This is a genomic window from Rhizobium sp. NZLR1b, from assembly GCF_019685155.1.
Lineage (GTDB): Bacteria > Pseudomonadota > Alphaproteobacteria > Rhizobiales > Rhizobiaceae > Rhizobium.
On record NZ_JABDWC010000002.1, the window covers coordinates 70,879 to 84,731 of the forward strand.

15 protein-coding genes are annotated in these 13,853 nt (G+C 56.2%); 8 read left to right on the forward strand and 7 right to left on the reverse strand.

The features are described from left to right. Positions 1-112: 112 nt before the first annotated feature. Entirely contained in the window at positions 113-1,213 is a 1,101-nt protein-coding gene (locus HJB84_RS02630; protein WP_259671010.1) for a flagellin, read from the forward strand. On the opposite strand, the gene HJB84_RS02635 is transcribed toward HJB84_RS02630, so the two are convergent. Then, positions 1,214-1,771, reverse strand: coding sequence for a recombinase family protein (locus HJB84_RS02635; protein WP_221115362.1), 558 nt, complete (start codon positions 1,769-1,771; stop codon positions 1,214-1,216). 125 nt (positions 1,772-1,896) lie between these two features. On the opposite strand from HJB84_RS02635, the gene HJB84_RS02640 reads away from it, so the two are divergent. Continuing rightward, a complete protein-coding gene (locus HJB84_RS02640) occupies positions 1,897-2,583 on the forward strand; it encodes a winged helix-turn-helix transcriptional regulator (protein ID WP_221115208.1) in 687 nt (228 codons plus the stop codon). Between the two features lie 24 nt (positions 2,584-2,607). On the opposite strand, the gene HJB84_RS02645 is transcribed toward HJB84_RS02640, so the two are convergent. After that, on the reverse strand, positions 2,608-3,111 hold the full coding sequence (locus tag HJB84_RS02645; RefSeq protein WP_221115209.1) for a hypothetical protein: 504 nt from the start codon (positions 3,109-3,111) through the stop codon (positions 2,608-2,610). Positions 3,112-3,319: 208 nt separating this feature from the next. Here HJB84_RS02645 and HJB84_RS02650 point away from each other — a divergent pair, with 208 nt between their 5' ends. Both HJB84_RS02650 and HJB84_RS02655 read left to right on the forward strand, forming a co-directional pair. After that, complete coding sequence (locus HJB84_RS02650; RefSeq protein WP_221115210.1) at positions 3,320-4,066, forward strand: hypothetical protein; 747 nt, start codon at positions 3,320-3,322, stop codon at positions 4,064-4,066. A 129-nt stretch (positions 4,067-4,195) separates the two neighbouring features. Beyond that, positions 4,196-5,014: a hypothetical protein gene (locus tag HJB84_RS02655; protein WP_221115211.1), complete on the forward strand. Its 819-nt coding sequence runs from the start codon at positions 4,196-4,198 to the stop codon at positions 5,012-5,014. A gap of 127 nt (positions 5,015-5,141) precedes the next feature. Here HJB84_RS02655 and HJB84_RS02660 read toward each other — a convergent pair whose 3' ends face one another. The 4 genes from HJB84_RS02660 to HJB84_RS02675 form a co-directional block, all read right to left on the reverse strand. Next, positions 5,142-5,852 carry a competence protein CoiA gene (locus tag HJB84_RS02660; protein ID WP_221115212.1) on the reverse strand — a complete coding sequence of 237 codons (711 nt, stop codon included), beginning with the start codon at positions 5,850-5,852 and terminating at the stop codon, positions 5,142-5,144. A gap of 256 nt (positions 5,853-6,108) precedes the next feature. Beyond that, a complete protein-coding gene (locus HJB84_RS02665; RefSeq protein ID WP_221115213.1) occupies positions 6,109-6,420 on the reverse strand; it encodes a hypothetical protein in 312 nt (103 codons plus the stop codon). 111 nt (positions 6,421-6,531) lie between these two features. Continuing rightward, entirely contained in the window at positions 6,532-7,152 is a 621-nt protein-coding gene (locus HJB84_RS02670; RefSeq protein ID WP_221115214.1) for a hypothetical protein, read from the reverse strand. 128 nt (positions 7,153-7,280) lie between these two features. Beyond that, complete coding sequence (locus HJB84_RS02675; protein WP_221115215.1) at positions 7,281-7,862, reverse strand: hypothetical protein; 582 nt, start codon at positions 7,860-7,862, stop codon at positions 7,281-7,283. 211 nt (positions 7,863-8,073) lie between these two features. On the opposite strand from HJB84_RS02675, the gene HJB84_RS33430 reads away from it, so the two are divergent. After that, the gene (locus tag HJB84_RS33430) at positions 8,074-8,988 is read left to right on the forward strand and encodes a hypothetical protein (protein WP_259671011.1); all 915 of its coding nucleotides are present in this window, start codon (positions 8,074-8,076) and stop codon (positions 8,986-8,988) included. 36 nt (positions 8,989-9,024) lie between these two features. Continuing rightward, on the forward strand, positions 9,025-9,774 hold the full coding sequence (locus HJB84_RS02685; RefSeq protein ID WP_221115216.1) for a hypothetical protein: 750 nt from the start codon (positions 9,025-9,027) through the stop codon (positions 9,772-9,774). Between the two features lie 85 nt (positions 9,775-9,859). On the opposite strand, the gene HJB84_RS02690 is transcribed toward HJB84_RS02685, so the two are convergent. Beyond that, entirely contained in the window at positions 9,860-11,005 is a 1,146-nt protein-coding gene (locus HJB84_RS02690) for a hypothetical protein (protein ID WP_221115217.1), read from the reverse strand. A gap of 346 nt (positions 11,006-11,351) precedes the next feature. Between HJB84_RS02690 and HJB84_RS02695 the strand changes: the two genes are divergently transcribed. Both HJB84_RS02695 and HJB84_RS02700 read left to right on the forward strand, forming a co-directional pair. Next, entirely contained in the window at positions 11,352-11,846 is a 495-nt protein-coding gene (locus HJB84_RS02695) for a hypothetical protein (RefSeq protein WP_311044988.1), read from the forward strand. A gap of 39 nt (positions 11,847-11,885) precedes the next feature. Beyond that, positions 11,886-13,838 (forward strand): AAA family ATPase, encoded by a 1,953-nt coding sequence (locus tag HJB84_RS02700; protein WP_221115219.1) that lies wholly within the window; start codon positions 11,886-11,888, stop codon positions 13,836-13,838. Positions 13,839-13,853 lie beyond the last annotated feature (15 nt).

Sequence of the window (13,853 nt, forward strand, 5' to 3'; positions counted from 1 at the left end):
GGTAGTTTCCCCCTCTCGCGTTCGCCTAGCCGTTAACCCGCGTCGCTGATTTTCCAAGCGTCATGAATGCGGGAATTGGCTCATGAGGAGCCCGGCCGACGCACGGGGAACCATGAGCAGCATCATTACCAACAACGGCGCTATGGCGGCGCTGGGCACGCTTCGTTCGATCAGTGGGCGGCTCACCGACACCTCGCAGCAGATGTCGTCCGGTCTCAGGGTGAAGACAGCGGCAGACAACGCAGCCTACTGGTCCATATCCACCACGATGCGCTCGGACGTGAAGGCCATGAACGTCGTCAACGACAGCGTCGGGTTGGCTCAGGGCGTGGTGGACACCGCCTATGCCGGGATGGAAAACGTACTCGAAAGTTTCGTCGAGATCAGGAACCTCGTCATCACCGCGACCGACATGCCGCAGCCGGGCTTTAAGGACGTGGTCAAGCCGACATTCAGCCTCGACCCGGAATACGCGAAATCCGACGTCTACAAGATCGACCAGCGCATACAGCAACTCCAGGATCAGGCGAAGGCAGCAATGCTGTCCTCATCGTTCTCGGGCGTGAATCTCCTCTATCACGGCAAGAACGAAGCCGATAAGGCCAGCCAACAAGTCTTCTCTTTCACCGTCGGCTACGTCGGCGGCACGGTCCAGACCCTTGGCATCGACGCCATGGATTCACTGCTTCTCAACGACGACTTCGGAAGTTTTCCAACAACATTCCCGGGTGAGTTCAATCCGGAAAAGACGTTGTTTGACGGAAGCGACATCATCGACGCGCCGGGATCGTTCACGCCGGCCTCGATCTACTGGTACAACATTCCGGTGTCCAATCCGACGACCGGTGATCCGGAGGCCTACCCGGTCGACCAGACCTATGTTCTCCAGTCGATCGAAAACAACGTCGTCCGCTTCGGATCGGACCGCAAGGGGCTGTACAGCAACGTCGTCGCGAGCATCGACCAGAAAATCCAGCAGCTGACATCCAAGATGGCGTACGTCGGCACGGTGCAGAAATCCCTCGAGATGTACGAGGACCTCAACCGCAAGATGATCGACTCCGTGACGAGCGGCGTTGGCCGCCTGGTGGATGCCGACATGGAAACCACGGCGAGCAGGCTGAAGGCGTTGCAGACCCAGCAGCAGCTCGCAGTCCAGAGCCTTGGCATCGCAAATGCCGCACCCGGAAACCTAATTCAGCTGTTCCAGTAATCAGCGCATGCGACGAAGGTGCCGGGTCAGAGTTCTGGGGTGAACCCGATATCGTCTGGCGACCTCGTCGACGTCCTCTCCCTGCAACACCACTGCGTTGTAGGCCGAGCGGCGCTGATCTTCATTTAGAGACGGTCGCCGACCGAGGCGCTGTCCACGGGCACGGGCGGCTTCAAGCCCCGCGCAGGTTCGTTCCCTGATCAAACACCTTTCGAACTCTGCCATAGAGGCCAACAGGTGAAAAACGAGGCGACCGCCGGCGGAAGTGGTGTCTATGTTTTCGGTCAGGCTCTGGAAATCTACCTGCCGTTTGCCAAGCCTTTCGATGATGCCAATTAGGTCTTGGATCGAGCGACCGAGCCTGTCGAGCCTCCATACGACTAGTGTGTCGCCGGGTTTCAGCGAGCGCAACACGGAGATCAATCCAGGTCTTTTGTTGGTCGAACCCGAAACACCTTGGTCCTCGACAACTCGGTCGCACACCGTGCGCAACGCTGCGAGCTGAAGATCAATGCGCTGATCGTGCGTCGATACCCGGGCATAACCGACTTTAGTCATCGAATTCCATTTCCCGCGCGTTGACAGAAACGACCGTTTTCGACGGGCGGATGCGCGGAACTGCATGATTACAATCCGGGAATAGTTGCAATGATTTAGGCAAGGGACAAAAACACGGACGACCGATGACAAAAACGGTCGTTTCTGGCCACGCCTGCAAACACTTTACGGCACACCATCCGCCGATGAGGTCCGTTTCTTTCGGCGAGCTCGCCCAGCGGCTGATCGACGTCTGGATTTCCCGCGAGGTCGAACGGCCAGCCATACTCTCCCATTTGGTTGGCGAGCAGCTTTCCGCGAATATGGCGCTTGCCGTCATTGAAGTGGCCGACAGCGGCTCTACTGAGTTTGGAGTGAACCTCGTCCGCGATTACAGCATCCCGACGAGCTATGCAGACGTGCCTGACGTCTTGAAATCACGACTTCCGTTGTTGCCTGGCGGACATCTTCACCCTTCCATCCAGAAGGCGATCGCCGGCCGTCGCCCTTCGCTCGTCTCTGAAACACTGCGCCACGACAATATGCAAACCAACTTCGAGATGTTGTCGCTTCCGCGGAAGACGGAGCAATCAGGAGGCGACTGGTGCCTCGTCTTCGGTGTCGTGAATTATATCTTGAGGCCTTCCGCAATACCGAAGGACCTCGACGGCATCGATCTCGCAATCCTCCAGCTGCTTCGAGAAGGCTTGCAGATGCGGGAGATTGGTCATCGGGTTGAGTTGTCTCCACGCACAGTGGAGCATCGCGTCGAGCGCCTCAAGGCGCTGACTGGAGCGAGAACGCTCCACGATCTCGTCGCGCGTTCGATCTGACTGACAGACTTGACCGGGTTGGCTTCAGCGCGACGATGGTAATCGTTTCCGCTGGCTGCCATCACGCACCTCAAGCGTAGCCCCTTGATCGGAAAGAATCTGCGCAAGGAGATGGGTAATCTCTTCGGGATCAGTGCCGGCCGAAAGCAGCTCGTTACGAATTTCGTTTGCCTTCCGAAGGTTATCAAGTTTGTCCGAGATAACGCTCTGACGGACTTTCGCAGCCTCGGCCGACCGACGCTCTACTTCGGTCCGGTAATACAGCGTCCGGTCGAGAACTTCGACAGCCAAGCCCACCGGAATGCTTTTGAAGAACGCCCAGATGTCGAACGGATTGGAGAATGTAATCTGGTCTACTTCGACCAATACGCCTATGTCATCGGCCGCCCTCCGGAAGCCCTTGGAACGCCAGGATGCGCAGGCATAGTAGAACAGCTCGATCGCCAGAATGTTTAGTTCGATATCCTGCGGCAGCAGCGCCCCGGCTACCGAATTTCGAGTATCCATTCTGATATTAACAACGGCCATCGCTACCCTCCCGGTTCTCGACTCTGGGAACAGACCCTATTTAATGATCGATAACCTTGCTACCTGCTGTGGTGTCTTGAATTCGCGCAGAGGGTGAAATCCCCGTCAAAAATTGCCGAAAACAAAACTCGAATGAGGGATTGTCTCCACGTTCGGGCGCACTTCGATGCGACCGATTTCAGACCTCAACAGAGACACCGGGGACATCATGAAAATCACGTTTCTCACCGCCATTGCCGCGATACTCCTCGGAGGAGCGGCTGCGACGCAGGCGGCCGAAATCGACATCAACGGAATGGCTCTGGGTATGAGCGCCGACCAGGTCATCGCGAAATTCCAGGAAGTCCGGCCAGACGCGCAATACGAGTTTGTGAAGTGGAAGTTGCCGGAAGGCACTGAATGGGTCGCAAATGGGAGGACCCTGTATAACGACCTCGCCAATCCGGATGATATGGAACATGAGCGGATGCAATTCGCGTTCACAGGATTGGGGTCGGGAAACAAGCTGTTTGCGGTCCGCCGAGAGTTGAAGTTCAGGCCGTCGCAACGACCGACGACCAAGTCGGTGTTTGCAGCAGCCATTCAGAAATTCGGCGAGCCTTCAGTAACGGGTAAGAGTTCCACCGGCGGCATCTGGGCAGCGTGGAAATTCGCTGCCGAGGGCGCAACGGCCGAAAAACTGGAATCGCCATTGGGCTGCATCGGCATCAGCGACTTCCCGGTCGGCCTTGACGAATTCACGGCGAAGAAAGCAAAGCAATCCGCAAGCATGTGCGGCATCTATATCGACTTGGACGTCCGGGGAGACGAGACGGGCCTAGCGACCGAACTCAACATGAAGATGATGGACCAGCTGCACTTGGAGCAGGATTTCGATGCGGACAACATCGACGCCCGAAAACGGATCGATGCGGCGAAAGCCAAGAATGTCGGGAATGCGGCCCCGAAGCTCTAGCGTCAATGGCGAAGCCGACGTGACGCCAACAGGGTTGCGGCCTCATCCTCCCGCGCCGCAGGCTCGTTGACCTGGATGATGAGGCAAGAGTACAACCATTCCAACCGTTCATCTGGCATAGGCAACAGCATGGACATCGGACATCGTTCAAGACTTTCGCTATGTCAGCTGATGGACGCTGTCTTGAGCCGAGACGAGTGCATCGTCATCCTTCGGAAGTACGGCATCTCGACGGACGACATCGATGGGTATCATACCGGTTACCCACTGCTACGCGCTTTAACGGATGCGATATCGGCCGCAACCCCACCGCAAGTCTGGGAACTGGCGCAGGAATTGGCACGCACCCGTCAGTCGATCCGACACACGGTCTCGCCTAGAAGCTTGTTCGACGAGCGGTGGGAGGATTTCACCCTCTGTGCGAAGCTCGATGGCATTTGGTTGGCCGTGGATGACTACGGTCATGAGATTGCACCATTCGTGCCACTCGAGCCGACGATAGAGGGTTCGCACCCTGTCGAAGACGACCTATCCAGGGAGCTTAGACTGTCGCAGCTTCCCGATAGCGACGAGATTCTCCGGCTTATCGATGATTCCGCGAAAGCCTTTCTGGGCGGGGATAATAATGGATGTCTGAACAACGCGCGCGTGGCTCTCGAGACAACAGGAAAATCGATTGGTCGCGAGATATCACCGCCTGGCTCGACCATATCCTCAAAATGGGGAGAGGCACTCGCTGGGCTTCGTGAGGCAGGATTCATTTCGCTGGACCAAGAAAAGGGGTTGGCTGGAGTTTATCGCTTCGTCAGCCCGGGTTCTCATGTCCCCGTAGGATTTACCGAGTCTGAATTCGCTCGCCTGGGTCGCACCCTTGCGCTATCGTGTGCCTACTTCCTCGTCAAGGAATGGAACGGTATGCGCAGCACTGGACTATCTTTCCCGAGATGAATCATGACGCCCTCTTGGGTGAATGCATTCGTCGCGGCGACCGCCAGGCTAAAGAGGATGCAAAGAGCCCGGAAAAGGATATGCAGGGGCCTAACCGTTACCTTCAGCATTCAATGGTTTACCGATTTTAAAATCGTAGGCGACGCAGGGGCGGCGTCGGCCGACGAAAACCTCGTATGGATGCGCCAGTAAGCAGATGGTCAATCACGCTCTGCCGATGCACGGGGGTCGAGATCACACGACCGCCAGGAACGTACTTTAGCCACCACACCACTCCTGTCGAAGAAAGCCATGAGAACGGGAATACGGCATCTCCGAAATCCACGAACACCGGCCGGCTCCCTCCCCTCCATCGTTCGACGATTTCCGTTGTCCGATCCGATAGTAGCCAACCGCGGGCCTCAGTGTCGGCAGAAGGGGCATAGGTGAGCGCGTCTCGAAATGACGGCAGATCGCGTTTCAACCGAGCGCCGTCCACGATCCACACCATGACATTGTAGAATGCCTCGCGGGACACCCTTTCCTGCGGCGTGATCGCCGAATGTTGGAACTCGACCACGGTACCGCTTGCCGTTTTCACGTCGGCGATATGAATCTCGCTATCAATCGCGACATGGCGGATTTCCTGCCACTCAGCCGGAAACAGGTTCTTCCATGCCCGATGCCATTCGGTCTCGGCCTCCCACCATCGATCGCAAACCACCGTACTTGCATGCGCCCAATGATGCAGTCGCTTTAAACCGCACTTGGCAATCATCGGCGACCCGCATCCAGGGCATGTTCCGCGGACACCTGTTGTTGCTTCCTGACGGATTCCGTCTATGAGGGCGAATTTCATGTCATCTCCAAACAGCCATGAGCAACGCCCGAAACGACGCAAGCTCGGTTCACAGGGAAAAATGGCGGGCGGCTTGAGTACCGCTTGGAGGTTCTTCGGGCAGTTTCGGCTGCCTCATGTTCTTATTCGTCTGGTCCGCCTGACGAATAAGCTGAGGCTATTGGCCCGTACTTCAGAAAGCAACTGCATCGACCGGATTATGCACTAATCAGTATTGGCGATGCCGTCAGTAGCGATAGCCCAGAGGGCTTCAGAGTTACCGGATTACCATATACCCAGCGATATATCCGAGAGGGAGCATTGCCGCTACGATGTAGCCGGGTCGGTAGTTCGACATCATGGCAATGACGCTGGTTACTAACCCGGTTGCAATTCCAACCGCGAGGACAGCTGGAACGGCATCCGCCGCGAACGCGCCTGGGCCATCCCCTGATCCTCTGGAAAACAAATAGACAATAATCATTGCGACAGTTGCCGCCATAAGCGTCCACCCCTGTCGCCAGAAAGCGAGCGCGACGAAACCGACGATGTACGGCAAAACAAAAAGAATAAAGAACAACATCAGCATATCACTCTTGGTACTTAGGAGAATAAGACCCTCGCGCTGGGCACAGGCACTTTTCCTGTCACTGCCATTCGTCATACCTTCCGGCGTCGTGCCGCCTAGCGGCTTTCCCGATCATTTCAGGTTCCCAAACAACTTTGTGCAGGGGCCGGCTTGGGTGAAGGCGAACCAATGGGCTTCGTCGTGCCTCATGTTCCACAGCGTCCTAAGCAAAACTTTCGCGACTTCCAGGTCTCGGTTCCTGAAATCGTCTGCGGTGTTATCGCCAATCTGAACGACAAGTAAGCGTAGCATTTCGTAGATGTCGTCGTAGCAATAGAGAAACGGATACTTGAAGGTCAGGCTAAGCCTGACATCGTCAAGGACGCCATCGAGGTTGACATCGGCTCCCATCACGAGAGCCCCTGCCCTGAGCTCGTTGAAATACAAATCAAAATGTCGACCGACGTTTCCTTTGCCGATATGTCCTGCCCATCTTTCTGCCAAAGCCTTGTCGCTTTCGACGACGGCCCATGACGAGCGGACCATCAGTCGGTTCAATAACTGCCCAAGGCCTGTCGTCCTCGCGAAAAACTCACGATCACCGTCCGTAATCTCGCCGAAGCCCATCCCGTCAAGGTCGACTGGCTGTTTTGGATCAGGCAAATGGATATCGAAAGGCGGGTTTTCGATGGCTTCCCTATGCGCGGCGATGTCGCGCTCAAGCTCGCTTGTTGGTTTGCTGCCGAACACCATCCCAATCCTCCGCCGTAATCGCATCATGCCACAAGCGTTCGGCGGTTCAATGAGTGACCACTGGCCCCTGCGCGGCCTCATGAATTACCATAGCCCGAGCGCCCCGATTACCGCTGAGAGACTTTGGCTTAATTCCAGGACGCCTGCCTGGCCGCTACAAAGGCTTTCTCGACGGTTCGGTGAAGCATTGGTAACCGGTCGTGATCCGTGGAGCTGCCAGGCCCTCCGATTGCAAATGATCTTGCGAACGCCCCAGGTTCCCAATCCGCCTGAAGCCAGTAGATGCCATCGTCACGGCGATCCTCAAGGATACGATACTTGTTTTCAGGCCTTGCAAGAATTGTCGCGACTGGAACGTCTGGTTTCCACTCCTTGAGGAGGATAATCGGCGAGGCCGCCGGATGGGGAGCGCCCATTGCGATCCAGACGTTCAGGTCCGGTTCGTCCTTTGAGAGGAGACGTGCCTTCGCCGCCTCTTCGGTCACGATTTCATCGTTGTCCGGTTTGACTTCGATGAAAGCTTGCCAATCATCGACATAGAAATCCGGTAGGTACCATTGCCCGTCGGAGAGCGTAAATTTCTCGGGCTCGTAGTGAAAGGAAACACCGAGTACATCGAAAAACACCCCCCACCTGGCTTCGGTTCTTGATCGGTAATCTACCCCCTTGTACGTTGTGGGTAGAACACCTTCCCCGCGATCGATTTTCATCGCCCTCCGCTCCTCCTGTTTTTTGTCCGACGCGTTTCCAAGCTTCGACTGGCGAAAATTTCAGATCATACCAGGAGGCACGTCACTACTACCTGACTCAATCCAAACAATAAAACGGGGAATGATTGGCTCCTTCCCATCTTGCAACTTTAAATTTGGATTTAGTCCGGCCATATTGGCGTTCCGCAACGAATTCTCGCAGGCATTGTGCATGTATAACTTGCTGATGAGTGGCCTCGATACCGCCTTTGACCAATCTCCATGGGAACTGGAAAAAGGCCGCTTCGGCGAATACACGGACGAAGATATCCTCCTCCAGTTCGATAAACTCGACGAGACAGCAATCGACACTCTTCTGTCGCTGCCCGCCCTGTTCTGGTACGAGCGTGCGAACCAAAAGGGTGCGAGAGTTGGCTGGCTGGAAGAAATCAAACCCGCTGGCCGCAACCTGCAAATCAAGTTTGCTTTTGATCCTTTCGTCCCGGAAATCCCCTTCCCCATGGTTATCGAGCTTGCTCCAAATCTCGATATCGGAATGGGCAAACGTGAATTCGAAGGGCATCGAACACATTGGGCCGTCAAGAATGTCGATCTTATAGGACTGCTGCATGATCGACGGATTATTGACAGAACGCAAATCAGCCCTCAAGCGCCCTACTCCAGGCCGAAGAGAAGCCCTCGCGACGCGATACAGGTGCGGCCCCAATTTTTCGAAGTCCCAGACCAACCCATAGACCGCAAGCTTGTTGCCGTCATGATGCCGTTCTCGCCGCCCTTTCACGGGGTTTACGGAGCCATACACAATGCGGCCCAGAATGTCGGGCTTCACGCCCAAAAAGCGGACGATATCTGGAACCACTCGGTACTAATCCAAGATATCTTCGGATTGATATACCGCTCACACATCGTTGTCTGCGACTTCACCGGAAAAAATCCCAATGTCTTCTACGAGGCCGGAATAGCGCACATGCTGGGCCGACATGTCGTGCCGATAACGCAGTCGCATGAAGACGTTCCGTTCGACCTCCGCCATCACAGGTATATCCCTTACCTCAACAACGGCGAGGGTCTTGCCGGTTTGACTGCCCAGTTGGCTCCAAGGCTCGCGACGCTCGCTGGTTCGTAATCCACGAAAAACCCATGCGATATGAAGGCGATAAAAATGTATGTCGATCCATCAGTGCGCCGTGCCCTCCTGCCGATCAAAGAGAAGATCAAAACACTTTTCGACGATACGAACTGGATTGAATTAGCGACGCTCACCGACTCTTACGAGCTCGTCACGAACCATCCACGACTGCTCCGAAGCCTTTCGTTTGGCGACCCTGATTATGAAGGTAATGTCCTGTCGGTTCTGAATGCAATCGTGGGCAACGATCCCGCGAACTTTCAGATCATATCCGATTATGTGGACGAACTTCAGGGCGGTGGTGTTTCCCTTTCAGGGAATGCTGTTGAAGGGCCGCGCTACTACATCCAGCCAAATGTATTCAAGCTCCAGAACGTCACCCTGGAGGCAGACTTGGTCTCGGTGATGATGCCATTTTCCTCGCAGTTCACTCCGGTATACGAGGCCATCAAGCGCGCTGCTGCGAGCGTGTTTTTAAGATGCACCCGCGCGGACGACATCTGGGAAAACTCGGTCCTGATTCAGGATATCTTCGACCTAATATTAAGATCGAACATTGTTGTCTGTGACTTCTCAGGGAAGAACCCGAACGTCTTCTACGAAGCCGGCATTGCCCACACGCTCGGGAAGCACGTCGTGCCGCTTACTCAGAATGATGGCGACGTTCCAGCGGACCTGCGACATCACAGATATCTTGGCTACCTGAATAATGGCGAAGGCTTGGCTAGGCTTGAAACTCGGCTAGCCTCCCGGTTCCGCTCGATTGCATCTACGGGCGCATGATTCCGGCGCTAGTTCGGAGCTGGCATCGGTTTATCCATGGGCAGGTGGGACACTCAACGGCGTATCGGACGAACAGACGGTAAGATTATTTCAGACACCCGGCAGCCCGTTCGTCCGTCTTGAGAACCAGCATGTGTAGCCCTTGGCTGCCGTTTATAAGCAACGCCTTGTTTTCCGCGGGAAGGTGAAATGCGTTAGGTGGCGACCTCCTCACTGCCATTTCACCACTCCTGTCTACGAAATCCCATTTGTCTTCGGAGTTCAGCGTGTAGATGCCGTTTTCGGCAGGCTTCACCAAGATATCGCCGACTGGAAACTCCATGGGCGGCGGATAATCGGTTCTGAATGGCAAATCGATCGAAACCTTCCGCCCATGTATGGCCACGATGTCGCCGACGTAGACCGTGATGCCTTCGAAGTTTTCATAGGTGCTCGTGCCTTGGTGTGCCGGAAGGCGTGTCGGGTCAGTCGGTGGCCAAGGCACTGTGAAATTGTCATTGCTGGTCGGCTGGATGAAGATTTCCTTTTTGGCCGTGACTCGCGCGGCCTGAATCCCATTGAAGCCCTCGTCGAAGACGGTAATCTTTCCGCTATCGTCCCTCAGGTAAGCGTGGCCGTAATCGGTGAAGAGGAGAAGGTTCAGTTCGGGAAGGCCAAACACTCGACCAGGTCCACCGGCTGCTACGCTTTTGTCCCATGGCAGGTTCTCGACTTCGCCGGACGATTTCAGGAGATACAGTCCCGAATTATCCGAGATCACAGTTCCACCGAACCTGGCAACATAGACGGCCGAGAAAGGACGGACGAACGGCTTTCCGTCGGCAGCATAGATACGCTGGAATTCCTTCTCGCCCCGTCTCAGTCTGAACACACCCAGCTTGTCGCTCACGCCGATCACGTCTCCGTTCGACGTGTCCGATGCATACTCATCACCGTAGTGGTTGGGAAAATCGCCGCCGAATGGCACGAAGGACCCGGTGTCGTCTATTGTCCAGACGCCGCCGCGGTTCCTGGGGAATATGATCGGTCGGTCCAGTCCGGGGACGACGACCACTTTCGATATCATGCGGAACGCCTGATACAAATCCTTCTTTATGGGCAGGCCGTTTTGGACGGGTACCAGGCAGAGCGGTGACGATTTTCCGGAGAAGCCACCATCGGCCATCACGGGCGAATTGACCGCCACACTTGCGAGAAAGACAGCGGCAAAAGCCCTCGATAGTCCACGCATCTTCGTCCTCAAGGCAACAACGTCTCAAGCTCTTCAAATGAGGCGGTGCCGAGCATACTCACAGCTTCCCGTAAAAAATTCAACTTTGCCGCGTGCGGCCTATTGACTGTGCACGCGCCGTTCTCTAAATGTTCTCCGCATGAAACAGCGCCCTGCCCTCATACGAATACGTTGATCTCTGAGCCGTCGGCGGCGGCTCCGGTCATCTATTGTAGCTTTGAGGTGCCTTATGGGTATTGCGTCCCGCGCATTGACGTTGCGCGCTAATAGAAAAACCGCGTCAATCAGAACCTTCTATCCAACCGGTACCATCAAGTGTGACGGCGTCACCATCTACCGATCCCAAGTGTCCCGTGACGCCGCCTGCATCTTCGATTTCGATCCGACCGTCGTCCATTGGAAATGTCTGCCGCTCTCCATCCCATATGGGGGCGAAGCTCATGTCCCCGATTTCGAAATCCTCGATGCCGACGGCTGCCTGGAGTTGGTGGACGCCCCTGACAGGGATGTCGATGTAGATGTGCTGATGGCATCCGCTCGCAGGATGGGAATGTCCTACCGCCAGCTTCGGCGAGACGAAATCTATGGCGGTCCGAGACTTCGAAACGCGAAGGACCTTTTGAGATATGCGAACCATCCGGTGTCGCTCGGGGATCGGCTACGTTTGCTCGCCGGGCTCGACGAAAACGGAACCCTGACAGTTGCGGAAAGCCTGGCCGCCTTCACTGAAACGAAAGCAGTGGCTGGCCTTGCAACCCTGATCATTCAGGGCTTCATCTCGGTGGACCTCGATGCTGGCCTGATCGGTCCCGAGACGGCGGTGCGACGGATATGCGCGTGACTTTTAATCCGCGCTCCAATCCCGAACACCGAGGCAACGATGACCGGCAAGAACAGCAAACGTCTACCGAAACGATATCTCGACCCCTATGGCGACGAAGAAAGCGATGCCCTCTCGTTGCCTACCCATCTGGCGGTCATCACCATGTCCCGTGTTATCCGGCTCTTTCTAAAGAAGAGATCGGGGTTCGTAGTGGCATTCGTTTTGCCGCCGGACGCTAATTTCAATGCCTATCAACGGGCGGCCCAATTTCTGCTCGAGGGAACCCTGCCCCTCAGCAAGGATGAAGGCTACAACTACGTTGTTCCGGTGCTTGACGAGACCGACTTGGACGAGGGCTTCTCGGAATACAGGAAACTGAAGAGGCTCCGGCGGGCCATCATTCTTGTAGCCAATAAAAAATTGGTCACCGACGAAATCAGGCTGGCGGCTGACGTCGTCGCGGAACTCCCATCTCCCTCTGCTGGCGATCATCGCATCGCCGCACGCAGCATGGGCTTCGGGAATCTCACCGACGAAGACGCTGCTCTCCTCGCCAGCCAGCCGGCGGTCCGCGCGGCGATCGCCATCCGCCGGGATCGTCCGTTTGCCGCCGCTCTTCGAAGGCTACGCCTCTATCCCAATATGGGTGTTCCGTCGAACGTCCCCGCAGGACCGAGCTTGCAAGAGTTGTCTGGCTACGGTGAGGCGAAGGCATGGGGTCTGGAGCTCGCCGACGACGTGGAGGCGTGGCGCGCTGGCAAGATTACCTGGGACGATGTCGATCGCGGCGTCCTTCTGTCGGGACCTCCGGGGTCTGGCAAGACTTCGTTCGCTTCCGCCCTTGCGCGCACTTGCAAGACGAACTTCGTCTACGCTTCCGCGGCACAATGGCAATCCTCGGGAGGCGGCTACCTCGGAGATATGCTGTCAGCGATGAAGAAAAGTTTCGATGACGCCGAAGCTGCGAAACCGTGTGTCCTCCTGATCGATGAACTGGACTCCATCGGAAGCCGAACCGAAGACGTCGGCCGCAACTCGTCCTATGCTCGTCAGGTGATCAATGGTCTCCTCGAGTTGCTGGACGGCGGTCGTGCGCGTGATGGCGTCATCGTCCTCGGCGCAACCAATTATCCGCTCTTGATCGACGCCGCATTGCTGCGCTCCGGCCGTCTCGAGCGCCATTTCGAAATCGGCCTTCCCGACGAGAAAACGCGCGCGGACATCTTCCGCTTCTACCTGCGCGGACGTCTCTCCGATCAGGAGGTCAGGACGGTGGCATCGGACTCTGAAGGCTGGTCGGGCGCGGACATCGAGAAGTGCGTTCGTCAGGCAAGTAGAACCGCGAGGCGACAGGGCCGCGAGATCATTGTTTCCGATGTCAAAGGGGCATTGCCACCGACGCAGCAAATCCCGATGGCCATGCAGCGGCTGATCGCAGGCCATGAATTGGGACATGCGATCGTCGGGGTGTTGGTGGGGGCCGACCCGCTTATCTCGGTATCCATCTGCGAGAAATTCAGAGACGACGGCCAAGCCCAGTCTCTTGGACACGCCAAGTTCATGGAACGCGCGTTCGACAGGAAGACGTCTACCTACTTCCTGGACAGGATCGCAATTCTGTTGGGCGGCATCGCGGCGGAGGAAGTGCTGTTTGGCGACTTCGGCAGCGGAGCGGCGGGACACAAGGTAGCCGACCTCAATCTCGCGACCGAGCTTGCTACCATGATCGAAGTCAAGTGGGGATTTGGCGGCAGTCTTGCAGTTGAATTGGTGGACTCACCGAAGAGCCTGGAAAAGATGCGGATGAAGCGCAAAGGTTTGCAGCGTGTCGTCGACAACACGTTGAAGACCCAGTTCCAGAGGGCGAAAACCCTGCTCGAAGAAAACCGGGGGGCGCTTCTCGATCTCCATGGCAGGCTGCTCAAGGACCGTGAGTTGTCGGCGGAAGCCATCCGGGAGGTGATCGCCATCAACAACGAACGTGGGCTCAAGTGTTTGCTTCAGCATTGAGAATCCGGGCAAGCC

Bases quoted from the DNA above. Each gene is read 5' to 3' on its own strand.
- HJB84_RS02630 (WP_259671010.1), top strand. From the start codon at position 113: ATGAGCAGCATCATTACCAACAACGGCGCTATGGCGGCGCTGGGCACG.
- HJB84_RS02635 (WP_221115362.1), bottom strand. From the start codon at position 1,771: ATGACTAAAGTCGGTTATGCCCGGGTATCGACGCACGATCAGCGCATT.
- HJB84_RS02640 (WP_221115208.1), top strand. From the start codon at position 1,897: ATGACAAAAACGGTCGTTTCTGGCCACGCCTGCAAACACTTTACGGCA.
- HJB84_RS02645 (WP_221115209.1), bottom strand. From the start codon at position 3,111: ATGGCCGTTGTTAATATCAGAATGGATACTCGAAATTCGGTAGCCGGG.
- HJB84_RS02650 (WP_221115210.1), top strand. From the start codon at position 3,320: ATGAAAATCACGTTTCTCACCGCCATTGCCGCGATACTCCTCGGAGGA.
- HJB84_RS02655 (WP_221115211.1), top strand. From the start codon at position 4,196: ATGGACATCGGACATCGTTCAAGACTTTCGCTATGTCAGCTGATGGAC.
- HJB84_RS02660 (WP_221115212.1), bottom strand. From the start codon at position 5,852: ATGAAATTCGCCCTCATAGACGGAATCCGTCAGGAAGCAACAACAGGT.
- HJB84_RS02665 (WP_221115213.1), bottom strand. From the start codon at position 6,420: ATGCTGATGTTGTTCTTTATTCTTTTTGTTTTGCCGTACATCGTCGGT.
- HJB84_RS02670 (WP_221115214.1), bottom strand. From the start codon at position 7,152: ATGGTGTTCGGCAGCAAACCAACAAGCGAGCTTGAGCGCGACATCGCC.
- HJB84_RS02675 (WP_221115215.1), bottom strand. From the start codon at position 7,862: ATGAAAATCGATCGCGGGGAAGGTGTTCTACCCACAACGTACAAGGGG.
- HJB84_RS33430 (WP_259671011.1), top strand. From the start codon at position 8,074: ATGTATAACTTGCTGATGAGTGGCCTCGATACCGCCTTTGACCAATCT.
- HJB84_RS02685 (WP_221115216.1), top strand. From the start codon at position 9,025: ATGTATGTCGATCCATCAGTGCGCCGTGCCCTCCTGCCGATCAAAGAG.
- HJB84_RS02690 (WP_221115217.1), bottom strand. From the start codon at position 11,005: ATGCGTGGACTATCGAGGGCTTTTGCCGCTGTCTTTCTCGCAAGTGTG.
- HJB84_RS02700 (WP_221115219.1), top strand. From the start codon at position 11,886: ATGACCGGCAAGAACAGCAAACGTCTACCGAAACGATATCTCGACCCC.